This is a genomic window from Maricaulis sp. (genome assembly GCF_048269565.1).
Taxonomy (GTDB): Bacteria; Pseudomonadota; Alphaproteobacteria; order Caulobacterales; family Maricaulaceae; genus Maricaulis.
The window spans coordinates 210,302-235,921 of sequence record NZ_JBLXIK010000004.1; the positions used below are offsets into that span (position 1 = coordinate 210,302).

At 65.6% G+C, this 25,620-nt stretch carries 23 protein-coding genes and 1 tRNA gene; 13 read left to right on the forward strand and 11 right to left on the reverse strand.

Annotation, left to right across the window (positions count from 1 at the left end; translation table 11 throughout):
- Window positions 1-5: 5 nt before the first annotated feature.
- From ACN0YL_RS10290 to ACN0YL_RS10305, 4 genes are all read right to left on the reverse strand, one after another.
- Window positions 6-1,760 (reverse strand): amidohydrolase, encoded by a 1,755-nt coding sequence (locus ACN0YL_RS10290; RefSeq protein WP_417497914.1) that lies wholly within the window; start codon window positions 1,758-1,760, stop codon window positions 6-8.
- A 67-nt stretch (window positions 1,761-1,827) separates the two neighbouring features.
- Entirely contained in the window at window positions 1,828-2,508 is a 681-nt protein-coding gene (gene radC / locus ACN0YL_RS10295) for a RadC family protein (RefSeq protein ID WP_417491358.1), read from the reverse strand.
- 4 nt (window positions 2,509-2,512) lie between these two features.
- The gene (gene map, locus ACN0YL_RS10300; RefSeq protein ID WP_417497915.1) at window positions 2,513-3,349 is read right to left on the reverse strand and encodes a type I methionyl aminopeptidase; all 837 of its coding nucleotides are present in this window, start codon (window positions 3,347-3,349) and stop codon (window positions 2,513-2,515) included.
- 88 nt (window positions 3,350-3,437) lie between these two features.
- Window positions 3,438-5,120 (reverse strand): M28 family metallopeptidase, encoded by a 1,683-nt coding sequence (locus ACN0YL_RS10305; RefSeq protein WP_417497916.1) that lies wholly within the window; start codon window positions 5,118-5,120, stop codon window positions 3,438-3,440.
- A gap of 218 nt (window positions 5,121-5,338) precedes the next feature.
- On the opposite strand from ACN0YL_RS10305, the gene ACN0YL_RS10310 reads away from it, so the two are divergent.
- Genes ACN0YL_RS10310 through ACN0YL_RS10320 form a run of 3 tightly spaced genes read left to right on the forward strand, consistent with a single transcriptional unit; the run spans window position 5,339 to window position 7,638 of the window.
- Window positions 5,339-5,911, forward strand: a complete 573-nt coding sequence (locus ACN0YL_RS10310) for a DUF7010 family protein (protein WP_417491361.1) — start codon at window positions 5,339-5,341, stop codon at window positions 5,909-5,911.
- Between the two features lie 43 nt (window positions 5,912-5,954).
- The gene (locus ACN0YL_RS10315) at window positions 5,955-7,043 is read left to right on the forward strand and encodes a sensor histidine kinase (protein ID WP_417497917.1); all 1,089 of its coding nucleotides are present in this window, start codon (window positions 5,955-5,957) and stop codon (window positions 7,041-7,043) included.
- A complete protein-coding gene (locus ACN0YL_RS10320; RefSeq protein ID WP_417497918.1) occupies window positions 7,036-7,638 on the forward strand; it encodes a response regulator transcription factor in 603 nt (200 codons plus the stop codon). Before ACN0YL_RS10315 ends, ACN0YL_RS10320 begins: the two co-directional genes overlap by 8 nt.
- 4 nt (window positions 7,639-7,642) lie before the next feature.
- Here ACN0YL_RS10320 and ACN0YL_RS10325 read toward each other — a convergent pair whose 3' ends face one another.
- The gene (locus ACN0YL_RS10325; protein WP_417497919.1) at window positions 7,643-8,107 is read right to left on the reverse strand and encodes an acyl-CoA thioesterase; all 465 of its coding nucleotides are present in this window, start codon (window positions 8,105-8,107) and stop codon (window positions 7,643-7,645) included.
- Window positions 8,107-8,811 carry a DNA/RNA nuclease SfsA gene (gene sfsA, locus ACN0YL_RS10330; RefSeq protein ID WP_417497920.1) on the reverse strand — a complete coding sequence of 235 codons (705 nt, stop codon included), beginning with the start codon at window positions 8,809-8,811 and terminating at the stop codon, window positions 8,107-8,109. The genes ACN0YL_RS10325 and sfsA overlap by 1 nt, the downstream gene beginning before the upstream one ends.
- A 64-nt stretch (window positions 8,812-8,875) precedes the next feature.
- Here sfsA and ACN0YL_RS10335 point away from each other — a divergent pair, with 64 nt between their 5' ends.
- From ACN0YL_RS10335 to ACN0YL_RS10355, 5 genes are all read left to right on the forward strand, one after another.
- Window positions 8,876-9,658 carry a competence/damage-inducible protein A gene (locus ACN0YL_RS10335; protein WP_417497921.1) on the forward strand — a complete coding sequence of 261 codons (783 nt, stop codon included), beginning with the start codon at window positions 8,876-8,878 and terminating at the stop codon, window positions 9,656-9,658.
- Window positions 9,659-9,711: 53 nt separating this feature from the next.
- Complete coding sequence (locus ACN0YL_RS10340) at window positions 9,712-12,462, forward strand: cation-translocating P-type ATPase (RefSeq protein WP_417497922.1); 2,751 nt, start codon at window positions 9,712-9,714, stop codon at window positions 12,460-12,462.
- Window positions 12,463-12,541: 79 nt separating this feature from the next.
- Window positions 12,542-14,350, forward strand: coding sequence for a vWA domain-containing protein (locus tag ACN0YL_RS10345; protein WP_417497923.1), 1,809 nt, complete (start codon window positions 12,542-12,544; stop codon window positions 14,348-14,350).
- A 148-nt stretch (window positions 14,351-14,498) separates the two neighbouring features.
- Window positions 14,499-14,584: transfer RNA gene (locus ACN0YL_RS10350), tRNA-Leu, on the forward strand.
- A 536-nt stretch (window positions 14,585-15,120) separates the two neighbouring features.
- Window positions 15,121-16,257, forward strand: a complete 1,137-nt coding sequence (locus ACN0YL_RS10355) for a site-2 protease family protein (protein ID WP_417497924.1) — start codon at window positions 15,121-15,123, stop codon at window positions 16,255-16,257.
- Between the two features lie 9 nt (window positions 16,258-16,266).
- On the opposite strand, the gene ACN0YL_RS10360 is transcribed toward ACN0YL_RS10355, so the two are convergent.
- The 3 genes from ACN0YL_RS10360 to ACN0YL_RS10370 form a co-directional block, all read right to left on the reverse strand.
- Entirely contained in the window at window positions 16,267-17,754 is a 1,488-nt protein-coding gene (locus tag ACN0YL_RS10360) for a methyl-accepting chemotaxis protein (protein WP_417492783.1), read from the reverse strand.
- 297 nt (window positions 17,755-18,051) lie between these two features.
- Window positions 18,052-20,148 (reverse strand): TonB-dependent receptor, encoded by a 2,097-nt coding sequence (locus tag ACN0YL_RS10365; protein ID WP_417497925.1) that lies wholly within the window; start codon window positions 20,146-20,148, stop codon window positions 18,052-18,054.
- 64 nt (window positions 20,149-20,212) lie between these two features.
- Window positions 20,213-20,629, reverse strand: coding sequence for a DUF2946 family protein (locus ACN0YL_RS10370; protein ID WP_417497926.1), 417 nt, complete (start codon window positions 20,627-20,629; stop codon window positions 20,213-20,215).
- Window positions 20,630-20,722: 93 nt separating this feature from the next.
- Between ACN0YL_RS10370 and ACN0YL_RS10375 the strand changes: the two genes are divergently transcribed.
- From ACN0YL_RS10375 to ACN0YL_RS10390, 4 genes are all read left to right on the forward strand, one after another.
- Entirely contained in the window at window positions 20,723-21,346 is a 624-nt protein-coding gene (locus ACN0YL_RS10375; protein WP_417497927.1) for a DNA-3-methyladenine glycosylase family protein, read from the forward strand.
- A gap of 58 nt (window positions 21,347-21,404) precedes the next feature.
- On the forward strand, window positions 21,405-21,647 hold the full coding sequence (locus tag ACN0YL_RS10380) for a type II toxin-antitoxin system ParD family antitoxin (protein WP_417310325.1): 243 nt from the start codon (window positions 21,405-21,407) through the stop codon (window positions 21,645-21,647).
- Window positions 21,644-21,958, forward strand: coding sequence for a type II toxin-antitoxin system RelE/ParE family toxin (locus tag ACN0YL_RS10385; protein WP_417492779.1), 315 nt, complete (start codon window positions 21,644-21,646; stop codon window positions 21,956-21,958). Before ACN0YL_RS10380 ends, ACN0YL_RS10385 begins: the two co-directional genes overlap by 4 nt.
- A 134-nt stretch (window positions 21,959-22,092) precedes the next feature.
- Complete coding sequence (locus tag ACN0YL_RS10390) at window positions 22,093-23,055, forward strand: NAD(P)H-dependent flavin oxidoreductase (protein WP_417492778.1); 963 nt, start codon at window positions 22,093-22,095, stop codon at window positions 23,053-23,055.
- A 5-nt stretch (window positions 23,056-23,060) separates the two neighbouring features.
- On the opposite strand, the gene ACN0YL_RS10395 is transcribed toward ACN0YL_RS10390, so the two are convergent.
- Together ACN0YL_RS10395 and ald are read right to left on the reverse strand one after the other, a co-directional pair.
- Complete coding sequence (locus tag ACN0YL_RS10395) at window positions 23,061-23,720, reverse strand: HAD hydrolase-like protein (RefSeq protein ID WP_417497928.1); 660 nt, start codon at window positions 23,718-23,720, stop codon at window positions 23,061-23,063.
- Window positions 23,721-23,802: 82 nt separating this feature from the next.
- Window positions 23,803-24,921, reverse strand: a complete 1,119-nt coding sequence (gene ald / locus ACN0YL_RS10400) for an alanine dehydrogenase (RefSeq protein ID WP_417497929.1) — start codon at window positions 24,919-24,921, stop codon at window positions 23,803-23,805.
- Between the two features lie 207 nt (window positions 24,922-25,128).
- Here ald and ACN0YL_RS10405 point away from each other — a divergent pair, with 207 nt between their 5' ends.
- Entirely contained in the window at window positions 25,129-25,611 is a 483-nt protein-coding gene (locus ACN0YL_RS10405; RefSeq protein ID WP_417497930.1) for an Lrp/AsnC family transcriptional regulator, read from the forward strand.
- The last annotated feature ends 9 nt before the right edge of the window (window positions 25,612-25,620 follow it).

A 25,620-nucleotide genomic window follows, 5' to 3' on the forward strand; every position in this document is an offset into this window, starting at 1 on the left:
TGTGATCAGGTGGTGAGACTGGACCAGATTGCCCTCAACACCAATCCGGCATGGCGCAGGGTGATCATGCGGGTGTCGACCGGACGGCCGGCGACCCAGGTGCCGCGCACTTCAAGCTGACGCAAGTCGCCGGCATCAAGGCTCAGCGGATCGCGTGCCAGCCAGGTGAAATCGGCGCGCTTGCCCGGCTCGATGGTGCCGATCTCAGCCTCCAGCTCGAGCTGGCGGGCGGCATTGATCGTCATCGCTTCAAGCGCCTGTTGCGTATTGAGCCGCTGGTCGGGCCCGATCAGCTCGCCGCCCTGGCGCGGCTGGCGCTCGATGGCGGTGGCCAGGGTGCGCATCGGATCGATCGGGGTGGCGGGATGATCGCCATGCAGGGTGATGACGGCGCCGCTGGCGAAGGCGTCGCCGACCGGCATGTAGCGCGCGGTGCGGTCCGGGCCGACCAGGTCGGGCAGGATATGGCCATAAAACCAGACATGGTCGACGAAGAAGCCGAGGCTGACGCCGAGCCGGGCGGCGCGCTCGATCTGGGCCGGGGTGATCAGGGCGAGATGTTCGAGCCGGTGATGCAGCATGGGGTCCGGCGCGGCGGTCTGCGCCGCCTCGATGGCATTGAGCGCCATCTCGATCGCCGCCTCGCCCTGGGCGTGGATGGCGATCTGATAGCCGCCGCGCTGGGCCTCGAGCACCAGGGCATTGGCGGCGTCCTGGCTGTAGTTGAGCGTGCCGCGCCAGTCGGGGGCGAGGCTCAGCACGTCTTGCGTGAAGTGCGAGCGCTGATAGGGCTCGGCCAGTGCCGCGCCGCCGATGAAGGGCGAGCCATCCATCCAGATCTTGACCCCGGCCAGCGAGGTGTTGGCATCCTGTCCGGCCCAGAGCTCGAGCGCATGGTCGCGCCGCGCCGGGGCCGTGTAGAGCACGGTGTTGACCGGGGCGCGCGGCTGGCTGGCGACGCCGTGCACCAGGGCGAGCGGATCGCGGGCATTGCCGACAAGGCTGGCGGCACCGATCGTGGTGTAGCCGGCGCGGGCATAGGCATCATATTGAAGATTGAGCAGCAGGTTCAGCGCCGCATCGCCGGCCTGCGGCATGGCGGCCATCACCTGGCCAATGGCGCTGATCTCGATCAGGCGGCCGGTGAGATTGCCATCGGCATCGCGTTCAAACTGGCCGTTTTCCGGATCGGGCGATGTGCTGCCGAGACCGGCGGCGGCCAGGGCGGCGGAATTGGCGAAGGCCTCATGCATCATCTGGGTGAGGATGATCATCGGCCGCTCCGGCGCGATGGCGTCGAGCTCGGCCAGGCCGGGCGGTGGCAGCGGGTCGAGCATCGCCGGATCCCAGCCGAAGGCGATGATCCACGGCGTCAGCCCGCGCTGGCTCGCGGCCCGGCGCAGCGTCTCTATGATCTCTTCGCGGCTGGCATGGCTGACCCCGCTGACATCAACCGCCGCGCCCAGCTGCGCCGAGGCGAGCGGATGCGTGTGCGGCTCGATCAGGCCGGGCACAAGCGTGCCGCCGAGCAGATTGACCCGCTTGGTGTTCCACGGCGCGAGCGCCTCGATCTCGGCCTTGCTGCCGGTCGCGATGATGACGCCGTCGCGGACATAGACGGCCTCGACCGTCTGATCGCCGGCCATGGTTCGGATGGTGCCGCCATGGAAAATCTGGTGCTGCGACGCCGTCGGCGCCCGCAGCGACACGCCCCAGCTCAGCAAGAGCAGGGCAAGGGCGGTGGCGATCAGTCGTTTCATGGCGAGGCGCTTCTGCTGTTGTGTCAGCCGCCCATGCTAGGGCAATGATCCGCCATGACCAGAGCTTTCACATCAGCCCCAGTGTCTTGAAACTGGCTGTGTTCTCGCGCCCGATCACGAGATGGTCGTGGACGACGATCTCGAAGGGTTTGCAGACATCGATCAGGGTGCGCGTCATCTCGATATCGGCCTGGCTGGGGGTGGCGTCGCCGGAAGGGTGGTTGTGGACCAGGATGATCGCCGAGGCCTCATTGGCCAGCGCTCGTTTGACGACTTCGCGCGGATAGACCGGGGCGTGGTCGATCGTGCCTGTGCCGAGCACCTCATCGCCGATCACCTTATTCTTGCGGTCGAGGAAGAGGACGCGGAATTGCTCGGTGGTGGCGTGTTGCATCGCCGTGCGGCAATAGGCGACCAGCGCCGCCCAGGACGCAATGACGGGGCGGCCGATTACCTGTTCGCGCGCTAGCCGGGCGGAGAGCGCCTGGATCAGCTTGAGTTCGGCAGCGCAGCGCTCCGAGACGCCATCAATGGTGATGAGTTGTTCGACCGGGGCTGCGGCGACGCCGCCGAGATCGCCGAAGCGGGCGATCAGCGCCTTGGCGATCGGTTTGACATCGCGGCGCGGGATGGAGCGGAACAGGTAAAGCTCCAGCAGCTCGTAATCGTGCAGGGCCTCACCACCCGCCAAGGTTAGTTTCTGGCGCAAACGCTCGCGGTGACCGTCGTTTTGCGCGGGGCCGGCCATGGCGTCAGACGTTGTAGGGGGGCTTGTCGAGGCCCTTGGGCGATTTGGTGAAAATCTCGTAGCCATCGGCGGTGACTCCGAGGGAGTGCTCGAACTGGGCCGAGAGCGATTTGTCGCGGGTGACGGCCGTCCAGCCATCCCCCAGGACTTTCACATCGGGCCGGCCGAGATTGAGCATCGGCTCGATGGTGAAGAACATGCCCTCCCTGAGCACGACGCCTTCGCCGCGCGTGCCGAAATGCAGCACATTGGGGCTGTCATGGAAGAGCTGGCCGAGGCCGTGGCCGCAGAAATCACGCACCACCGAGCAGCGATTGGCTTCGGCGTGCTCCTGGATGATGGCGCCGATCGTGCCCAGCGTGACGCCGGGTTTGACCGCTTCGATCCCGGCCATCATCGCTTCATAGGTGATGTCGATCAGGCGTTCGGCTTTGCGCTTGGGCTGGCCGGCCGTGTACATGCGGCTGGTATCGCCATGCCAGCCATCGACGATGACGGTGACGTCGATATTGAGAATATCGTCATCGCGCAGCGCCTTGGGCCCGGGAATGCCGTGGCAGACGACATGGTTGAGCGAGGTGCACAGCGAGTGGCGATAGCCGCGATAATGCAGCGTCGCCGGCGTGGCGCCATGATCGAGGATGAATTCGCGCGTCAGCCGGTCGAGATGCTCCGTGGTGACGCCGGCCTTGACCTCGGGCACCAGCATGTCGAGCACCTGGGCGCCGAGACGTCCCGCCTTGCGCATGCCCTCGAAACCTTCGGCTCCGTGCAGCTTGATACGCCCGTCGCGCGGCGATGGGGCATCATAATCGTCAATGCTGTCATAGGCAGTCGTCAAGGGGCAGTCCTCCGTTATCCCCCCATATAGCCAAAGCGCGCGCCGTTTGAAACGGCGCGCGCTGGGATTGCTGGTAATTTCTTTCCGGTTATTCGCTGGCCTGGCCGTAGAGATTGCCGAAGAAGCTGTCATCATTCCAGGCCGGACGCTCGTCGCTGTCGGCGATTTCGCGGGCGATCAGATAGTTGATATTGGCAAATTTGGCGCCCTGGTCGAACAGGACTTCCAGATCGCCGTCGAGCTGGTCGGTCTGACGATGATAATGGGTGCTCAAGAAGCCCATGAAGCCCTCGCCCTCATCCCAGCGCGGATCCGGCGAGGAGAAGCCGGTCATCAGGAAGAGCGACGGCACGCCCTCGCGCACGAAGTTGTAGTGGTCCGAACGCACGAAGATCGATTGCTCCGGGATCGGATCAGGGCTGACCTCGATATTCATCCGGGCCGCCGCGCGCGTGGCAATCGGGCCGAGATTGGAATGCTCGCTGCCAAAGGCGACGACGTCGTTGAACTCATAGACGATGACCGGCATGTCGAGATTGACATTGGCGACGATGGCGTCGGCCGGCACTGTCGGATTGCGGGCAAAATGCTCGGAACCGAGCAGGCCCTTCTCCTCACCGGCCAGGGCGACGAACAGCACCGAACGCCGCGGCGTGCCCTGTTGCATGAAGGCGCGTGCCGTTTCCAGCATGATCGAGACGCCGGACGCATTGTCGACCGCGCCATTGCAGATCGAATCCTCACCGTCATTTGAGCGGCAGCCACCGCGGCCGCGCATGTGATCGTGGATGGTGCCGATATGGTCGAGATGCGCCGTCAGCACGACAATCTCGTCGGCCAGCACCGGATCACTGCCGCGCAGCAGGCCGGCCACATTGGGGGCTGTGAAAGGCTCCGAGATCGTGCGCTGCTGCAGGCTGACGCTGTGCGGCAGATCGAAGCGCGGGAAGGTCGGGTTTTCCTCGTCCGACATCGCGGCCCGGACGTCTTCCAGGCTCATCTCGGCGCCCTCGAACAGGCGTGCACCGAGCGTGGCGCCAACCTCGGCGCTCACCCGGATCTGGTCACGTGAGGACGGGCCTGTGGCCGGCGTCAGGCTGGTGACCGGAAGCGCGGCGGTGCCATTGGCGTAGGTGCGCATCTGCTCGTCGGTACGGCTGGTCACGGTGATCATGCCGACGGCGCCATGGGCGGCGGCGAGATTGCGCTTGGTGGTGGACGACAAGTGATGGGCCCGCTCTTCGCTGGGCAGGCCGCCCGGGACACCATTCACGATGACCACGATCTTGCCGGCAACGTCGAGGCCGGCATAGTCGTCATGATCGCGATTGGGGGCCGAGACGCCATAACCGACAAACACCAGCGGCGCCGTGACGCTCGCTTCGGGCAGGCTCGGATTGGTCGCGACATAGACGTCGTCGCCCTGGGCGAAGGTCTCGCCGTCGAGGCTGAGGCTGTTATAGGCCGCGTCGGCGCTCACATCCTGCAACGGTACCTGCTGGAAATAGCCGCCATTGTCGCCAGCCGGTTCCAGCCCGAGCAATTGCATCTGTGCCGCGACATAATTGGCGGCGATTTCATAGCCATCCGTGCCGACATCGCGGCCCTGCAGATAGTCCGAGGCGAGGAAGCGGATATGCGCCTCGATATTCCCGGTGCGTACATTCGGCATGAAATCGGCGGGCGCTTCGACGGCGCTGCCGATCGTCGTATCGGTGGGGCCGCAGGCGACGAGCGCGAGACAGGCCAATGCTGGTGCCAGAAACTTCATCGAAGCCTCCTCTGGAAAAGCGGTAATTGTTGGCGCGGACTATAGCGAGCGCAGGCATGGGCACAATGTGAGCGGATGTTAATTATCCGTGAGGTCGAGGGGCGGTGCAGCCGGTCCGGCATGACAGTTGTCACGGACGATGGGTGACGCCTGTGTCTGCCGCCCGGTGGCCGTGCGCGGCAAGGTGAGCTCACAAACAGGACAGGAACGACCTCACCATGACCGATCTGAGACAGACCATAGATCACGAACGCAAACGCTACTGCGTCGCCGCCGGCGGCGGTGTGTCGCTGCCCGTCGCCGGCGCGCTCTACTGGGCGGTGATGGGCGGGCTCGGCTTCTACCTCACGCCATCACAATGGGCGATTGCGGCGGCGGCGGGATCGGGACTGATCTTCCCGCTCGGCATTCTGCTGCAGGCCCCGATGCGCTCGCCCTTCATGAAGTCGAAATCGCCCCTGTCGGGTGTCACCATGGCGGCGATCGCCGCGATCAATCTGCTATGGCCGATTCATATCCTGCTGATCGGTGGTTTCCCCGAGGCGGCACCGCTGACCCTCGCCATCGGCATGAGCCTGCACTGGCCGATCATCGGCTGGGCCTATCACAGCCGGGTCAGCCTGATCCACGCCTTCGTGCGGGTCGCGGCCGTGACAGTGATCTGGTACGGCTTTCCCGAATGGCGGCTGACGGGCATTCCGTTTGTCGTGGCCGGGCTCTATCTTTTCGCGGCTGCGGGCCTGCGCTGGGAAGTCCTGCGCTTTCGCCGCGCCGGGGTGAGCGCGGCCTGATCGGGCGCGCTGTGAAGGTGAAGGTGAAGGGGGAGAGGCCATGATGCAGCGGATACTTGCCCTGTTATCGCCCAACCGGCCCTGGCTGCATCTGGTCTATCTGGGCTTTTTCTTCTTCGCCTGGCTTTACCAGCCGCCCGGATGGGACGAGGTGGTGATCGGTCTGGTGGCGATGGCCGGATTTGTCAGCCTCTATATTTTCAGCCTGCGACGCTGCGACTGGACAGTGTATCCGGTGGCGCTGGGGGCGGCTCTGCTGGGCCTGGCCTTCATGCCGGTGACCATTGGCGGCGGGGTTTATCTGGTCTTCGCCGCCGCCATGCTGGGCTGGCTGCCGCATTCCCGGGCGCGCACCGTCGGCCTGGTTGCTGTCGCGCTGGCCATCCTCGCGGCGGGCTGGCTGACGCAACAACCGCTCCCCTATGCCGCCGTGCTCCTCATCCTCGCCGCGATTGCTGCCGGGGGAGCGGCGATGGGCGCGCGGCGCCGTCGCCAGGAGGCCGATGGCGAAGCGCGTCAACGACGGGCTTCGGACCGCGCAGCCGAGGCCGAGCGCCAGCGCATCGCCCGCGATCTGCACGATCTGCTCGGTCATACGCTCTCGGTGGTGACCCTGAAGGCCGATCTCGCATCGCGGTTGTTCGATGCAGAGCCGCAACGGGCTCGCAGCGAGCTGGCCGAAATCCAGTCGATTTCCCGGACGGCCCTCGCCGAGGTGCGTGAGGCGGTCGCCGGTCTGCGCGACCGCAGCCTGGAGAGTGCCACCGCCGAAGCGCGTCAGCATCTCGAGGCGGCCGGACTGGCAGTCTCGGTCGAGCTTGAGGCAGGCCCCGCGACGGCGGAGCAATCGACGGCGCTGGCGATGGTGGTGCGCGAAGCAGCGACCAATATCCTGCGCCATGCTGAAGCCCGTCATGTCACGATCCGGACGGCCAGCCTGGATGGCGGTATTGAATTGAGTATCGGCGATGATGGCCGCGGCGGTGCCCGGACCGGCAGCGGCGGGCTGGGCGGACTGGCGGCGCGCATCGAGGCGCTCTCGGGCTGGATGTTGGTCGGGGCCGTAACGCCGGGAACCGGAACACAGGTCCAGGCCTGGCTGCCCGGACGTGGAGGTGGAGACCATGCCTAGACTCATCCTGGCCGAAGACCAGACCCTGCTGCGCGAGGCCCTGGCGGCACTGCTCGGGCTCGAGACCGATATCGAGATTGTCGGCACGGCGTCCAATGGCCGCGAGGCGCATGATCTCGTGCGCCGCCACGACCCCGATGTCGTCGTCACCGATATCGAGATGCCGGACATGACCGGGCTGGAACTCGCCGCCCTGCTCAAGCGCGAGGGTGCGCGGGCGCGGGTGCTGATCGTGACGACTTTCGACCGGCCCGGCTATCTGCGCCGCGCGCTCGAGGCGGGCGTGGCGGGTTTCATTTTGAAAGACGGGCCTTCGACCGGTCTCGCCGATGCGGTCCGGCGTGTCGCGGCCGGTGAACGGGTGATCGCGCCGGAACTGGCGGAGCGCGCCTGGAGCGAGAACGATCCTCTTACCGATGCCGAGCGCCGTCTTCTGCGCCTGGCCGAGGCGGGGCTGGAAAGCCCGGCCATGGCCGAAGCGACCGGTTTGGCGCGCGGCACGGTGCGCAATTATCTGCACAGCGCGATTTCCAAGCTCGGGGCCGCCAACCGGATCGAGGCGGCGCGTCTGGCGCGGGAGAAGGGTTGGCTCTAGGGACTCAGTTCTGCGCTGACAGCGCTGCCGCCACCGAAGGCGGAACCGAATAGTGCGCGCGGAAGATCTCCGTCATCCGCGCCGGCCTGCCGGTCGAGAGCTGGAAACAGACGACCTTGGTGAGCGCGCGGAATACCGTCACGCCGTCACTGACGCGCACGAATTGATAGCGCCGCTCGGCGCGCAGGCGGCCATCGGATTTGGTGATCCAGACAGCGCAGTCAAGTTCATCGCCGAGCCGGACATGGCCGAGATAGTCGGCCTCGGTGCGGATGATGGCGATGCCGCGATCATCGGCCTCGCACGCTTCGCGCGAAAATCCCTTCGAGGCCCAGTGGGTCCAGGCGGCGGCATCGGCCCATTCCAGATAGCGCGCATTATTGGCATGGCCGAAATCATCGATATCGGCGGCCACCACCTTGATGCGGTGGACGTAAGGGTTGGGCAGGTCCCACTGGAAATCGCTCATCATGTCAGCTCCACGCTCATCGGATGGGTAATCGCGATGCCCGCCGGTGTCACTTCGCAGCGATAGGCCAATATCTCGACGCCGGCCTGGTGCGCCGCGCGCAGGGCCTCGCCATAGACCGGGTCGGTATCATCGGCCGGGCGCAGGCGGGCGCAATCGCTGCGCTGGACGATGAAGAGCTGGACGGCGCGCTCTCCCGCCTGCGCCTTGGCGGAGAGTTCGCCGAGATGCTTGGTGCCGCGGCTGGTGACGCCGTCGGGGAATTCGGCCAGGCCGGGCTGGCGCATCCAGTGGACATTCTTGACCTCGACCCAGCAGGGCGGGCGATCTTCGTGTTCCAGCAACAGGTCGATGCGGGAGTTCTCGCCGTATTTCACTTCGCGCCGCAGCGAGGCATAGCCGGTCAGCTCGGTGAGGATGCCGGCCTGCACCGCTTCCTCGGCCAGCTCATTGGCGCGGCCGGGCAGGGTGCCGATCAGCGTGTCCTGGGCTTCAACGATCTCCCAGGTGAATTTGAGTTTGCGCTTGGGATTGTCCGCCCGGGAAAGCCAGACCTTGAGGCCGGCGTCCTTGATGCCCGCCATGGCGCCGGTATTGGCGCAATGCGCTGTCACGACCTCGCCGCCGGGCAGTTCGACATCGGCAAAGAAGCGCTTGTAGCGCGAGACCAGCAGGCCCTCGATCAGCGGTGTGGCGAATTTCATGGCTTGGCATTCTCCTGTTGCGCCACCTATACCCGAGGCGAACACGGAAACGAGGGACAATCTCATGGGCAAGGCGTCAGGCGTGACCGCGGCAGTGGTGTTGATCGGCGATGAGGTTCTCTCGGGCCGCACCCAGGACAAGAACCTGCAGCAGATCGCGCAATTCCTGGCGCCGCTGGGGATCAATGTCATCGAATGCCGCACCATTCCGGACGATGCCGATGTGATCGCCGACACCGTCAACACGCTGCGGGCCAAGGCCGATTATGTCTTCACCACCGGCGGTATCGGCCCGACCCATGACGACATCACCGCCGACAGTATCGCCGCCGCTTTCGGCGTCGGCATCGATATCCGCCATGATGCGCTGGAGGTGATCGAGCACTGGTATGCCAAGACCAAGACGCCGCTGACCGAGAGCCGCAAGCGCATGGCGCGCATCCCCGACGGCGCGAGCCTGATCGTCAATCCGGTCACCGGCGCGCCCGGCTTCCAGGTCGAAAACGTCTTCGTGATGGCCGGCGTGCCCTCGATCACGCGCGGCATGCTGGAAGATGTCGCCCATCGCCTGCATGGCGGCGCCGTCACCCGCTCGCGCTCGGTCAAGGCCGACAATCTGCGCGAAGGCGATATCGCCATTCCGCTCGGCGAGATGCAGGCGCGCTATCCGCAGGTCTCGATCGGCAGCTATCCGTATTTCCTCGAGGTCAGCCAGGGCGAAGTGAAGCGCGGCACCCATCTCGTCGCCCGCTCGACCGACGACGCCGCGCTCGATGCCGTCATCGGCGAGATCGCGGCGATGGTGGCGGCGCTGGGTTTTGACGGGCGGATCGATCCGGAGGATTGAGGCGCGACATCATCGCGCTTGCTATCGCGGCCTGACGGCAGCCTGATACCGGCATGACATCCCCCCTGCCCAAGACATCAACAGCGGACAGCACTGTCGCCAGCCCGGAGGCCCGCGCCTGGCACGCCCTGCCACCGGACGAGGCGGCAAAGCTGTTGCACAGCGATGCCGAGTCCGGGCTCAGCGCCGAAGAGGCGGCCCGGCGATTGGAGCGCTACGGGCCCAATGCCTTCGAAGCCCGCGAGACACTGCGCTGGCCCGTGATGCTGGCGCGCCAGTTCAAGGACGTGCTGATCATCATCCTGCTCGCGGCTGCCGCTGTTTCCGCGGCGCTCGGCGATCCGGTCGATGCCGTCGCGATCCTGGCGATTGTCAGTCTCAATGCCGCGCTCGGCTTTTTCCAGGAATACCGCGCCGAACGGGCGCTGGCGGCGCTGAAACGTCTGCTGGCGCCGAGTTGCCGGGTCATTCGCGACGGGGTCAGCCGGCAGATGGATGCGAGCCAGCTGGTGCCGGGCGATCTGGTGCGGTTGCAGCCGGGCGATCACACCCCGGCCGATCTGCGTCTGGTCGAGGCGCGCGATCTGGCGATCGATGAATCTGCCCTGACCGGGGAGTCGCACGCCGCGGACAAGCTCCCGGCCTCGGTGGAGGAAGACGCCGCCATCGCCGAGCGCCGTTCCATCGCCTATGCCGGCGGGCTGGTGGTGCGCGGACGCGCCACCGGACTGGTCACCGCGACCGGTTATGCGACCCAGTTCGGGCGTATCGCCTTGCTGGCGACCTCGATCGACCGCGATATCACCCCGCTGCAAAAGCGGCTGGCGCGTCTCGGCGCCCGGCTCGGCATGATCGCGGCGGCGGTCGCGGCCGTGCTGGCGCTGAGCGGTTTCCTGCTCGGGCGCGATGCGCTGGAGATGTTCCTGACCGGCGTCGCGCTGGCTGTGGCGATGGTGCCCGAGGGCCTGCCCGCTGTCGTGACCCTGACCCTGGCGCTCGGCGTGCGCGCGATGGCGCGGCGCAATGCGTTGGTACGCCGCCTGCCGGCCGCCGAGACGCTGGGGGCGGCGACGATTATCTGTTCCGACAAGACCGGCACGCTCACCCATGGCGAGATGGCGGTGACGCAGGTGTGGACGCCGCAGGATGGTGATGGCCCCGGAGTCGGGATCGGCGGCGCCGGCTATGAGCCCAGCGGTGCGTTCAAGGCGCATGGCCATATCATTGATCCGGATAATCATCCCGGCCTGATGGCCCTGCTTGAGGCCGGTCTGATCTGCAATCATGCGCGGGTGTTCGAGCGCGACGGGTTGTGGCGGCTCGATGGCGAACCGACCGAAGGCGCCCTGGTGACGGCGGCGCTCAAGGCGGGCCTGGATCGGCCCTCGACGGCGCATGCCCGTGAAATCCCCTTCAGCTCGGCACGCAAGCGCATGAGCCTGATCATCCCGGCCGGCGATTGCGCCAAGGTCTATCTCAAGGGCGCGCCGGAAGAAGTGCTGGCGCGTTGCAGCAGCGTGTTCGATGGCGGGGCGGATGTGCCGCTGGACGCGGACGGCGTGCAGGACCTGCACCGGGTGTTCGAAGGCATGGCCGAACGCGGTTTGCGCGTCCTGGCCGTCGCGCGCAAGACCACGGCCGACCCGCACGCGCCCGATGCCGAAATCGAGCGCGATCTCACCTTTCTGGGCTTTTTTGGCGTCATGGATCCGCCGCGCGAGGAAGTGCCGACCGCGATTGCGCGGGCCCATACCGCCGGTCTGCGCGTGGTGATGATCACAGGCGATGCTCCGGCGACGGCGCTGGCGGTGGCGCACAGTATCGGCCTTGATGCCCGGTCTGCCTTGACCGGCGTTGAGCTCGACGCGATGCAGGATGCCGCCCTGCTGCGCGCCATCCATGACGGCGCCGTGTTCTCGCGCGTGGCACCGGAGCACAAGCTGCGTCTGGTCGAGATCCTGCAGCGTGATGGCGAGATCGTTGCCATGACCGGCGATGGCGTCAATGACGCGCCGGCGCTGAAGCGTGCCGATATTGGCGTCGCCATGGGCATACGCGGCACCGATGCGGCCAAGGATGCGGCTGAAATGGTGCTGATGGACGATAATTTCGCCACCATTATCGGTGCGGTCGAGGAGGGGCGGCGGCAATACGCCAATATCCGCAAATTCGTCCGCTATCTCCTCTCCTCCAACATGGCCGAACTCATTGCCATCGGCGCGGCCCTGCTGATGGGCTGGCCGCTGATCCTGCTGCCGGTGCAGGTGTTGTGGATGAATCTGGTCACCGACGGGCCCACCGCGCTGGCGCTGGGGATCGAGCGGGCCGACCGCGATCTGATGCGCCATCCGCCGGCCGCGGCCGATGCCGCCGTGGTCAGCCGCGGCGGGCTCGTCGTGGTGATCCTGCTGGCGAGCTATATGGGGCTGGCCTCGCTGTGGCTGTTCCAGGATGCGCTGGCGCGCGGCGAGAGCCTGCTCTACGCGCAGACGCTGGTCTTTACCGGGCTGATCGTGTTCGAGAAGACCAATGTGCTCAATTTCCGCTCCCTCGACCGGCCACTGGCGTTGATTGGCCTGTTCTCCAATCCCTGGCTCTTGCTGGCGATCGCCGTCTCGATCGCGCTGCAGCTGGGCGCGGTCTACTGGCCGCCGCTGCAGCTGGTGCTGCATTCGGTGCCGCTGGACGGGGCGGCGTGGCAGCGTATCCTGTTGCTGGCGGTCCCGATCCTGCTGGTGCCTGAACTCGTCAAGGGGCTGGGCGTGTTCGTCACGGCGCGCGCGGCGATGAACAAGACGCCTTGAGATCGCCCCGTTCTCGCCTTGCCTCCGATCAATTCGTGCGTGCAAATGCCGGAGCTGGGAACGGGAAGGGGAGACTTGCATGACACGGAATCTGAAAATGGGCACCGCGCTCGCTGCGCTGGTTGCCGCCACCTCGATACAGTCGGCGCCGATGGCGCTGGCCCGGGACGAGGCGGCCAAGCAGGAATTGCTCGACGCCATCCCCGCCGCCTGCCGCAATCGCGGGCGCGATGGTGTCGGTCTGCGCGAACAGGTCAGCGTGACCGGCTCGCGCCTGATCGCCGGCGCGGTCCAGGCCGAAGCGCCGCAGCCGTCACCGCCGCCACCCCCGCCGCCACCGCCGCCACCGCACTCTTCGGTGGCACAGGCCGACATGATGGCGCCGCCGCAGGAGCAGAACATGCGCGGCTATGCGCCACTGCCGGTGATGCCGCATCCGGGCAATGTCGACCGCGAACGCTATGAGCATGTCGAGCTCAACACCGTGCACGCGACCGCCGAGGAACCGGTCTCGACCTTCTCGATCGATGTCGACACCGCCAGCTATGCCGTCGTGCGTGACTATCTCAATGACTGCAACCTGCCGCCCCAGGATGCGGTGCGCGTCGAGGAGATGGTCAATTATTTCGATTACGACTACGCGCTGCCCGAAAGCATGGACGAGCCCTTCGCGGCCCGGGTCCAGGTGACGCCCAATCCGTGGAAACCGGCGACGCAGCTGATGCATGTCTCGGTGCAGGGCTATGAGCTGGTGCCCGAGGAGCGTCCGCGCGCCAATCTGGTCTTCCTGATCGATGTCTCCGGCTCGATGAATTCGCCCGATAAACTGCCGCTCGCCGTGCAGGCGATGCATTTGCTGGTCGATGAACTCGATCCCGACGATACCGTCGCCATCGTGGTCTATGCCGGTGCAGCCGGGGCCGTGCTCGAGCCGACCCAGGCCCGCGATGCGCGCCAGATCCACGAGGCCCTGGACCGCATGCGGGCCGGCGGATCGACCGCCGGCGGGGCCGGTCTGTCACTGGCCTATGACCTCGCGGAACGCAATTTCGATCCCGAGGCGGTCAATCGCGTCATGCTTCTGACCGATGGCGATTTCAATGTCGGCGTCACCCAGAACGAGCGGCTTGAGGATTTCGTCGCCCGCAAGCGCGACAGTGGCATCTATCTCTCGGTGATGGGCTTTGGTCGCGGCAATTACAACGACGCCATGATGCAGACCATCGCCCAGGCCGGCAATGGCACCGCCGCCTATATCGACAGCCGGGCCGAGGCGCGGCGCATGCTGGTCGAGGAAAGCTCGAGCGCGCTGTTCCCGATCGCCAATGACGTCAAGATCCAGGTCGAGTTCAACCCGGCCCGCATCGCTGAGTACCGTCTGATCGGCTATGAGACGCGCATGCTCGAACGCGCCGATTTCAACAATGACGCGGTCGATGCCGGCGAGGTCGGGTCCGGCCATGCTGTCACCGCCATCTATGAGATTGCGGCGCCGGGTTCTGAAGGCGCGCTGATCGATCCGCTGCGCTATGGCGAAGCGCCGGCGGCCGCATCAGACCTGTCATCGGAATACGGCCTGCTGCGCATTCGCTACAAGCATCCCGGCGAGGATGAGAGCAATCTGATCGAGCGGCCGGTGACGCCCGCCGATGCGGTCACCGATTTCGCGGCGGCGGACCAGGAAACCCGCTTCTCGATCGAGGTCGCCGGTTTCGCGCAAATGCTGCGCGGCGATCCCTATCTGCGTGAGGGTTATGGCTATGACCAGATCCTCGACGGCGCCAGCGCAGCGCTGGGTCCGGACGAATACGGCCATCGCGACGAATTCCTCGAACTCGTCCGCATTGCCCGCTATGCCGCCAATGCCGAGGGTCAGACGGCGGAATAGCCCGCCCGGCAGCCGGATGTGATGAAAAGCGAGCCGTGCCCGATGGGTGCGGCTCTCTTTCTGGCTGCGGTGATGCAGCGGCGGCAAGCCGGTGAATTGCCCGCTGGCCTCGCGCCAAACCCCGTGTAGGATCGCGCCTCGGCGCCGTGCGGGCGTGGCGGAATGGTAGACGCAACAGACTTAAAATCTGTCGATTGAAAGATCGTGCCGGTTCGAGTCCGGCCGCCCGCACCAGCCTTCGCTGCGAAGTGGCGAAGGCTGTCACGCCATAGCCCGAAGGGCGAAGGCGGACCGCTCGTCATCTCGCAGCTACGGCCGGGCGAGCCCCAACGCCAAGTCCTCTGACGGAGTAGCGCCTCATAGCCCGAAGGGCGAAGGCGGACTGCTCGCGATCTCGCAGCTACGGCCGGGCGAGCCCCAACGCCAAGTCCTCTGACGGAGTAGCGCCTCATAGCCCGAAGGGCGAAGGCGGACCGCTCGTCATCTCGCAGCTACGGCCGGGCGAGCCCCAACGCCAAGTCCTCTGATGGAGTAGCGCCTCATAGCCCGAAGGGCGAAGGCGGACCGCTCGCCATCTCGCAGCTACGGCCGGGCGAGCCCCAACATCCAGTCCTCTGACGGCGTGGCGTCTCATAGCCCGAAGGGCGAAGGCGGACCGCTCGTCATCTCGCAGCCATGGCCGGGCAATCCCGCCTCCGCTGCGACGCTACGCCTCTTGAGACAGCCGGCCCGCTGGTGCACTGTGACGGCCTTCACTCAAAGGTTTCCCGATGCGCCCCTACCTCTTCTCTTTCAAAATCGGTGGTGTGGTCGTTCGCGCCGAGCCGTCCTGGTTGTTTCTGGCCCTGCTGGTCGGCTGGTCGCTGGCTGTTGGTTTCTTTCCGGACCAGAACGCGGCGCTGGAGACATCGACCTATGTCTTCATGGCGATCCTTGGCGTGTTCGGACTGACCTTCTCGATTATCGCGCACGAACTCTCCCATACCTTTGTCGGCCGCGCCTTCGGCATGCCGATCAACCGGGTGACGCTGTTCATGTTCGGCGGCGCGGCCGAGCTGGAGGAAGAGCCGAAAACGCCGATGACCGAACTGGTGATGGCGCTGGCGGGGCCGTTGATGAGCCTGTTGCTGGCGCTGGTCTTCAGCCAGCTGGCCGGGCTGGACATGACCGGCGGGCCGCAGGCGCCGCTGGCGATGGTGCTGGCCTATCTCGGCCTGATCAATCTTCTGCTGGCGCTGTTCAACATGCTGCCGGCCTTCCCGCTCGATGGCGGGCGCGTGCTGCGGGCCATCCTCTGGATGGCCGGCGGTGATCGCCGCCGCGCGACCCGCTGGGCCAGCCTGGCCGGCGAGGCCTTCGCGGTCTTCTTTATCGTCGCCGGTATTTTCGTGTTGCTCTCGACCGGCTCGCTCGGCGGGCTGTGGTGGGTGCTGATCGGGCTGTTCCTGCGGTCGGCCGCGAAGTCCTCGCGTGTCGAGCTGGAGACCCGCGTGGCGCTGGGCGAGGTGCGTGCGGCCGATCTGGTGACGCCGGGGATCGAGACCGCCGATGCGGGCATGAGCGTGGCCGACTTCATCGCCGACAAGCTTGTGCGCCATCACCGCGACTGGTTTGCCGTCACCGAGTCGGGCCGTCTGGTGGGCAGCGCCGGCCTGGCCGAGGCACAGGCCGTGCCGGTGGCTGCGCGGGCCGGCACGCCGCTGGCCAGTATTGCCGTGCGGCCGGGCCCCCAGCATCTGCTGCCCGCCGGCGCCCGCGCTGACCAGGCCTTCGCCCAGATGCAGCGCCATCACCTGCAGCGCCTCTTCCTCGTCGACGGGGACCACTTTATCGGCGTGCTCTCGCTGGCCGACCTGCTGGAATATGCCCGCCTGCGCAATCTGTTCGCCGACGCGCAGCTGGGCTAGCGCCCGGCGTTAGCCCAGCGCCTGCGCCGCCTCGCGGACATTGCGCGTCGCGGTATCGATGCTCTGGCTTGCCGTGGCGATGCCGCGAATGCCGGAGGCGATCTGGTCCACGCCGGCTGCGACTTCCTGCATATTGCCCGAGATTTCCCGTGTGACGCAGGACTGTTCCTCGACCGCGCTGGCCACCGAGGATGCGACCTCGTCGATCTCGGCAATGGTCTTGCTGATCGAGGCAATGGCGTCGACCGCGTCATTGGTGGCTTTCTGGACGTGGGAGATCTGGGCCGCGATACCGTCTGTTGCCTTGGCGGTCTGGTTGGCCAGTCCCTTCACTTCCGACGCGACGACGGCAAATCCCTTGCCCGCCTCACCGGCGCGCGCGGCCTCGATGGTGGCGTTGAGGGCGAGCAGATTGGTCTGTTCGGAAATGTCATTGATCAGGGAGATGACCTCATTGATCCGCCGCGCCGATTCGGCGAGGCCGCCCATCACATCGCTGGTCTGATTGGCCATGGTGACCGCATTGCGGGTGATTTCCGTCGCGCGGACCAACTGGCTGCCGATTTCATTGGCCGAAGCGGCCATTTCCTCGATGCCCGCCGCAATCGATTGCACCGCAGCGGAGGTCTGTTCCGAGGTCGAGGACACGGTGGTTGCCTGGTCAGCCGCCTGGCTGACGCTGTTGCCGATACCGTCGAGATCGGCACCGATGCTCTTTTGCGCGGCAGCGCGTTGCTGGCGCAATTGCACCTGGGCTGTGATGTCGGTCGCGAACTTGATGACGCGGTAGACCTTGCCATTCATGTCGCGGATCGGATTGTAGACGGCCTGGATCCAGACCTCGCGGCCGCCCTTGCCGATGCGCAGGAATTCGGCGGCCTGGTACTGGCCGTCACGCAAGGCGCTCCAGAAGGCCTGGTAGGCGTCACCATCCCGCTCGCTGGCCGGGACGAACATCGAGTGGTGCTGGCCCGCGATCTCGTCGAGCTCATAGCCGAGGGCGGCGAGGAAATTGGCATTGGCTGTGAGGATCGTGCCGTCAAGCTCGAACTCGATCACGGCCTGTGAACTCTGGATCGCCGCGATCTGCCCCTGGGCGTGGGCGGCGTCGAGCTTTTGCTGCGTGATGTCGGTGGCGAATTTGACAACCTTCGTGACCTTCCCGGACCGGTCGAGGATCGGATTGTAGCTGGCCTGGATCCAGATTTCCCGCCCGCCCTTGGCGATGCGCCTGAATTCTGCCGCCTTGAAATCACCCTGCTGCAGATCGGCCCAGAACTGGTGATAGGCGGGCGAGTTGCGTTCGGCGGGGTCGACAAACAGGCTGTGGTGCTGGCCGCGAAGCTCCGCGAGGGAATAGCCCATGGCATTGAGGAAATTGGAATTGGCCGTGAGGATGGTTCCGTCGGGCTTGAACTCGATGATGGCGAGCGAACGGCCCAGCGCGTCGAGCGTGGCGCGGGCGTCGCCGCCGCCGGAATTCAGGATGGACTTCATGATGCTTCCCCTTGCCGCGGCCCTGTATCGGACCCGCTTGGGGCGCAGTAGGGGGGAGTTTTGGTTAACGAAACGCTTCGGAAAAACACGAAAAATAGTCGTAGATACTTAAAATCAAACAGAAAAACACTTCTAAGCGGCGTTAACTTTACGATGCCCGCCTGACGTGCAAGCCGGGTGTTGACTGCACGATCCGGTTGAATGCCGGCGGGTGGCCCGTTGTGCGCGCGCTGCCCGGAATCGGCGGACCGCCCCCTTGGAGCCACGGGGCGGTCCGCCAGACCGGGTCGGTCAGGCCTACCCTCTGAGTGTCAGGCGCAGTCCGAGCGAACGGCCGGTGCCGGGCAGGCGTTCGCCCAGCCCCACATCCGGGCCCGCATTGCGGTTATAGCCGGCCAGGTGCTGGCGATAGCTGTGATCGAGCAGGTTCTCGATGCCCGCTGACAGGCTGACGCCGTCGCGAAGGGTCCAGCTGCCATACAGGTTGAGCAGGACATAGCCGGGCGTCTCCAGTTCGGAATTGGACGTCGAGACCCGGTCCTGCCGCGCCACGGCCAGGGTTTCCAGCGTCGCCGACCAGGCGCTGGCCTCACGGGTCAGGCCGAGCCGCAGGCTGGGCGGTGCGGTGCGGTAGAGATTGTCGTCAATATCGCGCCGCTCGCCGCGCACCCAGGAGGCGGTGCCGTCGAGATGCCAGGCCGCGTTGAACGCGACACCGAAATCCATGTCGAGGCCATAGAGGCGGGCATCGGTGTTGGCGAAACGCAGCGGCGTCGGATCGCCATTCATCGCCGAGACCATTTCCACCGGCGTATCGATCACGCCGGGTGTGGCATCATAGGGCACACCCTGGATGAAATCATCGACCGAGCGATAGAACAGGGTTGGACGCGCATAGGCAGAGCCCGACGCCCAGTCCAGACCCGCTTCGGCGATCCAGGCGGTCTCCGGCGACAGGTCGGCATCGCCGACATAGGTATTGCCGTCAGCCAGTCCGCCCGAGGCCTCGGTCGGCAGCCAGGCAAAGCGTTCGACATAGCCCGGCGCCCGGGTCTTGCGCGCCAGGGTCAGTCGCAGGGTCGTGGCGTCATTGAGCGGCCGCCACAGGCGCGCAACGGCGTCGAATGTGGTGTCGTCGAGACGGCGGTCGGTGGCGTTGAAGGCCATGGCCAGCATGCCCGGCATGGCGGGCACGGCTGTCCCGACCGAGGCCAGCCCCGCTTCGGCCCTGTGCCGGTCCGCGCGCAGGCCCAGCTCGGCCTGCCATCCGCCGGCCGCGCCGGTCCATTCCGCGAAAATGCCGCGGCGTTCCATGGTGATGCCGGACAGGGAATTGAGCACGAAATCCGCATTGTATGGATTGGTGATCGCGAGGTCATGTTCGGCCTGTTCACCGTCGAAGCCGAGGCGCAAGGATCCGCCCAGCGCCGCAAACGCGGCATCGGCGCCGCCGGACACGGTGTGAGCCGTGGCGAGGGATTCGCGATACATCGATGCCATCGCCGGTGCCGGCCGCAGATCGAAATTATTCATGGCATGCGCGACATCGGCCATCGCGAGATGCGCACTGACGCTGACACCGTCCCACTCACCGCGATAGCCGAGGCGGGCGAAATCGGTGTCGAAGTAGCGGATGTCCATGGCGAAGGGCGGATTGCCGGTCGCACCGGTTTCCTGGCGCCGCAGGTCGAGGGAGACTTCATGCACGCCGGTGCGATAGCCCAGCCCCACGCCGTAAACGAGGCGTTCATGGGCCGAACCGCCAATCGTGCCGCCGGGCCAGCTGATATCATCACCGGACTCCTGCGAGCCGAGCAGCTGGATGCGGAACTGGTCATTGGCGATCCCGACGACACCGCCATAGGCGGTGCTGTCATCGGCGGAGCGGCCGGCCAGGGTCAGGTCATAGCGGGTCTGCCATTGCTCCGTGTCGGCAAAGCCGATCTGTTTGAACACCGCATTGACACCGCCGGCGAGGCCGGGGCCGCTGCGCACCGGGCTGACGCTGCGGTCGACCTCGATCCGCTCGATCAGGGCAATCGGGGCATAGTGCAGCGGCGGATCCATCAGATTGGGGCCGCCGGAGGCAAAGCTCTGGCCGTCAATGCGCAGATTGATGCGGCCGCCGGAGAGGCCGCGATACTGGACCTGGCTCGACAACACGCCATTGCCGACCACGGCGGCGCCGGGCAGGCGGGCGATCAGGGCGGCAGCATCCGGCCCTGAAGGCGGCAGCGTGGCCGGATCAAGCCGGTCGATACGCTCACTGTCGAGCTGATGACCCGAAACGGTGATGATATCGGTGAGGGGAGAGGCGTCCTGGGCCAGCGCCGGGATGGCGGTCAGGCAGGACAGCGCGAGCGCGCTCGCGGAACGCAGGAGAATGGATGACATGAATAGCTCCGTGGCGGCCCGGGCGGGCCGCCGTCTGACGGTCATTGGAAATGGGTTTTGGCTGTCAGAGCGAAGCAGGTGGGGCGCGCACCGGCGGGCTTATGCGGCGATGACCGGCGGGCAGGGCCGCATCAGCCAGGAACATGCTGCCGCTGCCGGCGTCGGTTGGCGGCAGAAAGAGCGGCGCCTGTGGCAGGGGGCCGATGGCGGCGGTCGCCATCGCGAAGGCGCAGGGCTGGCCCTGGCCGCTATCGGCAGGTGCCGGGGCGCTGCCCTCGCGCACCTCCCCGGTGGCCAGATCCAGCCAGCGCTGCTCGGCACCATGACCGGTACAGAACACGACCGAGACCCCGCCCGAGGCGGTATCGCGGTCGAGCATATAGCCCTGGGGCAGGCTGGCCTGGATGCCGGCCGCCAGCAGCGCAAGGACGAGAATCCCCTGCGCCCACACTGTTCGGCCCTGGCGCAACATGGTCAGCATGTCCGCCGGTTAGCATGCGGGTCAGGACACGGCCATGCGACAAACGCGTCAGCGGGCTTCCACGCCTGCAGCGGGCGCGCTAGCGTGACGCCCATGACACATCACGCCGTTCACCAGCATCTCCTTGACGCTGCCGCCGGGCTCTCGCCCGCGCTGGAGGCGGCGCTGCTCCGTCTCGGGCCGCTGGAATTTCCGCGCCGCGACAGCCAGCCCTTCCCGCATTATCTTTGCCGCGCGATCGGTGGCCAGCAGATCTCGGTCAAGGCGGCGCAGAGTATCTGGAACCGCGTCGAGGCCAGTGCGGCAGGCAAACCTCTGCTCGATCATTTCGTCGCGGACAATACCGACACGCTGCGCGCCTGCGGCCTGTCCGGCGCCAAGACGAAAACCATTATCACCATCGCCGACACCCATCGCAATATCGGCCTCGATACCGATGAGCTGCGCGCCCTGCCGATTGCCGAACGCACGGCGCGGCTGACCGCGATCTGGGGCGTGGGCCAATGGACCGCCGACATGATGAACATGTTCTATTTCGGCGAGCCCGATATCTGGCCCGATGGCGATGTCGCCGCCCGCAAGACGCTGGAGCGTCTGACCTCGAAACGCCGCAAGACGGTGCGTACGGCGCAGCGCTTCAAACCTTATCGCTCCTGGCTGGCGCTCTATATGTGGGCCCATGCCGACGCGCCGCCGGACGGGCAGGCGGTGGGGTAGGGCTGTGCTTGGCGGGTGTACCAAATTTTGGTATTATGCGGCTCTGAAGGAGATCGGCATGAGCAAGAACACCAGCTTTTCCGTCGGGGAGCATTTCGCCGAATTTATACACCAACAGGTCGAACACGGTCGCTACGCTTCGGCCAGCGAGGTCGTCCGCGCTGGGTTGCGTTTGCTGGAAGGTGAGGAGAGCCAGCTCCAGGCAGTGCGCCAGGCGCTCGCAGAAGGTGAGGCGAGCGGCAGGGCAGAGCCGTTCGATATCGAGGCCTTCCTGGCGAGAAAGCATGCAGAGCGAGCGTGAAGTCCGACTATTCTCTCACCCGCGCCGCGGAGCACGATCTGGACCGAATCTGGGATTATTCGGTCGACCGGTGGGACACCGCCCAGGCTGATGCCTATCTTCGGCGCCTCCAGGCTGCGATGGCGGGATTGTGTTTGTTTCCGGAGACCGGTCGCGCCGTGGACGATATCCGACAAGGCTATCGCGTTCTGCCCATCGAAGCACATTGCATTTTCTATCGTATTTCGATGGATGCTATTGAGATTGTTCGCATTTTGCACGGCCGCATGGATGCCCGGGGTCAGTTTGCGATGGCCAGGGATGCCGGATAACCCAGCTACAAACCTCACTCGACACGTCCTGCGCCCGCCCCTAGTCTCGACCTGAACAGTGTTCACGCCTGCGGCCAATTTCAACGAGCCGGGCGGAACCGGTCGATAAATGTCGAGATACAAGGGACTACATCATGGCTGAACCGGATATTCTGAAGGGCAGATTGCGCCTGCCCGTGATTGGCGCACCGCTTTTCATCATCTCCAATCCCGATCTGGTGATCGCCCAGTGCAAGGCCGGCATTGTCGGGTCATTCCCCTCGCTCAACGCGCGCCCGATCAGCCAGCTCGATGAATGGCTCGACCAGATCACCTCCGAGCTCGACAGCTATAACCGCGCCAATCCGGACAAGCCGGCGGCCCCGTTCGCCGTCAACCAGATCGTCCACCGCTCCAATGGCCGGCTGATGGAAGACATGGCGCTGTGCGAGAAATACAAGGTGCCTGTCGTCATCACCTCGCTGGGTGCGCAGGCGGAAGTGAACCAGGCGGTGCAGGGCTGGGGCGGCATCACCCTGCATGACGTGATCAATCAGCGCTTTGCCCACAAGGCGATCGAGAAGGGGGCCACGGGCCTGATCTGCGTCTCGGCTGGTGCCGGCGGTCATGCCGGCGCGCTCTCGCCATTTGGCTTCGTGGCCGAGACCCGTGCCTGGTTTGACGGCCCGATCCTGTGTTCCGGCTCGATCTCGACCGGTGGCGGCGTCCTCGCCGCCCAGGCGATGGGCGCGGATTACGCCTATATCGGCTCGGCCTTCATCGCGACGGCTGAAGCGCGTGCCGACCAGGCCTACAAGCAGGGCATTGTCGAGGGCAGCGCCGAGGATATCGTCTACACCAACCTCTTCACCGGTGTGCACGGCAATTATCTCAAGGCTTCGATCGTCGCTGCCGGCCTCGACCCGGACAATCTGCCGGAAAGCGATCCGTCGGCAATGAATTTTGGTTCCGGTGGCGGTTCTGATGCCAAGGCCTGGAAGGATATCTGGGGTTCCGGCCAAGGCATCGGCTCGATCAAGGCCGTGCAGTCAGCCGGCGATTACATTGAACAACTGATCGCGGAATATGCCGCCGCCAGGGCAAAAATCTGCGGCTAGATGGCTCAGGCGCGCTGCGTCGCCTGCTCGGCAGGCATGACGCAGCGCGCAATGTCGACCGGCACGTCATAGAGATGGTCGGGATCGCTGGCCTCGAGGATGGCGGGCGTCGCAAAGCCCCAGCTGACGGCACCGCAGGCGCAGCCGGCTTCGCGGGCGGCTTCGATATCGCGAACCTCGTCGCCGATGCACAGTGTGCGCTCCGGTGTGCTGCCGGCTTTCCTGACGACCTTGCGGAACACCGCCGCCTTGCCGAACAGGGCCGCGCCGCATGCGAAATGGCTGATATGGGCGACCAGTTCCGGCCCCATCACCTGGCGGATAGCCTCCTCGCCATTGGAGCTCACCACGGCGATGGTGGCCCCGGCAGCGCGCAATTCCAGCAATAGCTCGGCAATGCCGTCAAACAGGGTGATCTGGTCGACATTCCTGGCAGCGCGGTCGCGGACATCGGCGGCGATGAAGGGCAGTTTCCAGGTCGGGATGCCCAGCTCGTCCATGATCGCTTTCGGCGCCATGCCGCGCAGGGCCTCGGCGCGCTCCTCGCAGATCGGGGTCAGCCCGTGTTTCTCGATCACATCGGACAGGGCGGTCCTGAACCAGGTCAGGCTGTCGGCCAGTGTGCCGTCGAAATCGAACACGACGAGGTCGTAGCGCAAGGTCAAATCCAAACTCCGGCGGGCAGCAAAAAGGGGCCAGCTGGCGCCGACCCCTTGTAGTTTGCAGATTCTCGGGCCGCTTGCACCCTTAAATCGACGTCAGCCAGTCAGGTTTGACGTAGGGCATTTTGAGATCGCGGGCGACCGGCTCGCAGCAGATCTCGCCGCCGGCGACATTGAGGCCGCGTGCCAGATGCGGATCGGCATTGAGGGCTGCGCGCGTGCCCTTGTTGGCGATCGCCAGCGCGAAGGGCAGGGTGGCATTGTTGAGCGCGAAGGCCGAGGTGCGGGCATAGGCGCCGGGCATGTTGGCGACGCAATAGTGCACCACGCCATCAATGATGAAGGTCGGGTCATCATGGGTGGTGGCTTTCGAGGTCTCGAAACAGCCGCCCTGGTCGATGGCGATGTCGACGAGCACGGCGCCATCCTTCATCTCCTTCAGCATGTCGCGCGTCACCAGCTTGGGTGCCGCAGCGCCCGGGATCAGCACGGCACCGATCACGACATCGGCCTGCAACACCGCCTGGTCGAGCGCGACCTGGGTGGAATAGGCAGTCTTCACGGCGCCGGCGAATTGCGCATCGAGTTCGGACAGGCGTTTGGCCGAGCGGTCAAACACGGTGACGTCAGCGCGGGCACCGATCGCCATTTCCGCGGCATGGCTCCCGGCGACACCGCCGCCGATGATCACGACCTTGGCCGGCAGCACGCCGGGCACACCGCCGAGCATCAGGCCGCGGCCGCCTTGCGCCTTTTGCAGGCAATGCGCCGCGACCGAGACCGACATGCGGCCGGCAACCTGGCTCATCGGGGTGAGCAGCGGCAGACGGCCTTCATTGTCGGTGACGGTCTCATAGGCGATCGCGGTACAGCCGGAATCGCGCAGCGCCTGGGCCTGGACCGGATCGGGTGCCAGGTGGAGATAGGTGTAGAGCGTGTGATGCGGCTTCAGCATCGCCGTTTCCGACGGCTGGGGTTCCTTGACCTTGACGATCATCTCGGCGGCGTCGAACACGGCCTGCGCGTCTGCCAGGATGGTCGCGCCGGCGGCGATGTAGTCGTCATCGCTGCAGCCAATGCCTTCGCCGGCACCACTCTGGACCACGACCTCGTGGCCGGCGAGGACGAGTTCGCCGACGCTGGCCGGTGTCAGGCCAACGCGGTATTCGCGAACTTTGATTTCTGTGGGGACCCCGATACGCATGATATTTCCCGCTTCTGTGTGATCGATGTGGCGAATCCGGCGTTCAGGGTGTTCCTGCGATCCAGAAATAGAAGAATATTCAAGGTTTACGGCATTTCGCTTGAGTTATATTGCGTCTCACGCCATAAGGCGCGTCATATATCGTTTGATCGGGCGCAAATCCAGAATATTTTGCGCGCCCGGTCCGGGATTGGGGGAGAGTGCCCGTTGCGCCTTGATAATGTTGATGTCGCCATCCTGACCGAATTGCAGGAGCATGGTCGCCTGACCAATTCCGAGCTCGCCGAGCGCGCCGGACTGTCGGCCTCGGCCTGCCATCGCCGCGTCAAGACGCTCGAGAGCAGCGGCGTGATCGACCGCTATGTCGCCATCCTGTCGGAAAAGGCGCTGGGACGGGGCATGAATGTCTATGTCCAGGTGACGCTCGACAATCAGAAGCGCGATACGCTGTCCGGCTTTGAAACCGCCGTCGAGGGCGTGCCCGAAGTGATGGAATGCTATCTGATGAGCGGCGATGCGGACTATCTGATCCGGGTGCTGGTGCGCGATGCCAATGATTATGAGCGCGTGCACCGCGAAGTGCTGTCCGGACTGCCCGGCGTGGCGCGCCTGGTCTCATCCTTCACCATTCGCCGTGTCTTCTCGCGCACGACCATGCCGGTGCCCGAGGCCTTGCCGGTCGCCGGCTAGGTGAGGCGT

Coding starts and splice junctions, on each gene's coding strand:
- ACN0YL_RS10290 (WP_417497914.1), bottom strand. CDS start 1,760: ATGAAACGACTGATCGCCACCGCCCTTGCCCTGCTCTTGCTGAGCTGG.
- radC (WP_417491358.1), bottom strand. CDS start 2,508: ATGGCCGGCCCCGCGCAAAACGACGGTCACCGCGAGCGTTTGCGCCAG.
- ACN0YL_RS10305 (WP_417497916.1), bottom strand. CDS start 5,120: ATGAAGTTTCTGGCACCAGCATTGGCCTGTCTCGCGCTCGTCGCCTGC.
- ACN0YL_RS10310 (WP_417491361.1), top strand. CDS start 5,339: ATGACCGATCTGAGACAGACCATAGATCACGAACGCAAACGCTACTGC.
- ACN0YL_RS10315 (WP_417497917.1), top strand. CDS start 5,955: ATGCAGCGGATACTTGCCCTGTTATCGCCCAACCGGCCCTGGCTGCAT.
- ACN0YL_RS10320 (WP_417497918.1), top strand. CDS start 7,036: ATGCCTAGACTCATCCTGGCCGAAGACCAGACCCTGCTGCGCGAGGCC.
- ACN0YL_RS10325 (WP_417497919.1), bottom strand. CDS start 8,107: ATGAGCGATTTCCAGTGGGACCTGCCCAACCCTTACGTCCACCGCATC.
- sfsA (WP_417497920.1), bottom strand. CDS start 8,811: ATGAAATTCGCCACACCGCTGATCGAGGGCCTGCTGGTCTCGCGCTAC.
- ACN0YL_RS10335 (WP_417497921.1), top strand. CDS start 8,876: ATGGGCAAGGCGTCAGGCGTGACCGCGGCAGTGGTGTTGATCGGCGAT.
- ACN0YL_RS10340 (WP_417497922.1), top strand. CDS start 9,712: ATGACATCCCCCCTGCCCAAGACATCAACAGCGGACAGCACTGTCGCC.
- ACN0YL_RS10345 (WP_417497923.1), top strand. CDS start 12,542: ATGACACGGAATCTGAAAATGGGCACCGCGCTCGCTGCGCTGGTTGCC.
- ACN0YL_RS10355 (WP_417497924.1), top strand. CDS start 15,121: ATGCGCCCCTACCTCTTCTCTTTCAAAATCGGTGGTGTGGTCGTTCGC.
- ACN0YL_RS10360 (WP_417492783.1), bottom strand. CDS start 17,754: ATGAAGTCCATCCTGAATTCCGGCGGCGGCGACGCCCGCGCCACGCTC.
- ACN0YL_RS10365 (WP_417497925.1), bottom strand. CDS start 20,148: ATGTCATCCATTCTCCTGCGTTCCGCGAGCGCGCTCGCGCTGTCCTGC.
- ACN0YL_RS10370 (WP_417497926.1), bottom strand. CDS start 20,629: ATGCTGACCATGTTGCGCCAGGGCCGAACAGTGTGGGCGCAGGGGATT.
- ACN0YL_RS10375 (WP_417497927.1), top strand. CDS start 20,723: ATGACACATCACGCCGTTCACCAGCATCTCCTTGACGCTGCCGCCGGG.
- ACN0YL_RS10380 (WP_417310325.1), top strand. CDS start 21,405: ATGAGCAAGAACACCAGCTTTTCCGTCGGGGAGCATTTCGCCGAATTT.
- ACN0YL_RS10390 (WP_417492778.1), top strand. CDS start 22,093: ATGGCTGAACCGGATATTCTGAAGGGCAGATTGCGCCTGCCCGTGATT.
- ald (WP_417497929.1), bottom strand. CDS start 24,921: ATGCGTATCGGGGTCCCCACAGAAATCAAAGTTCGCGAATACCGCGTT.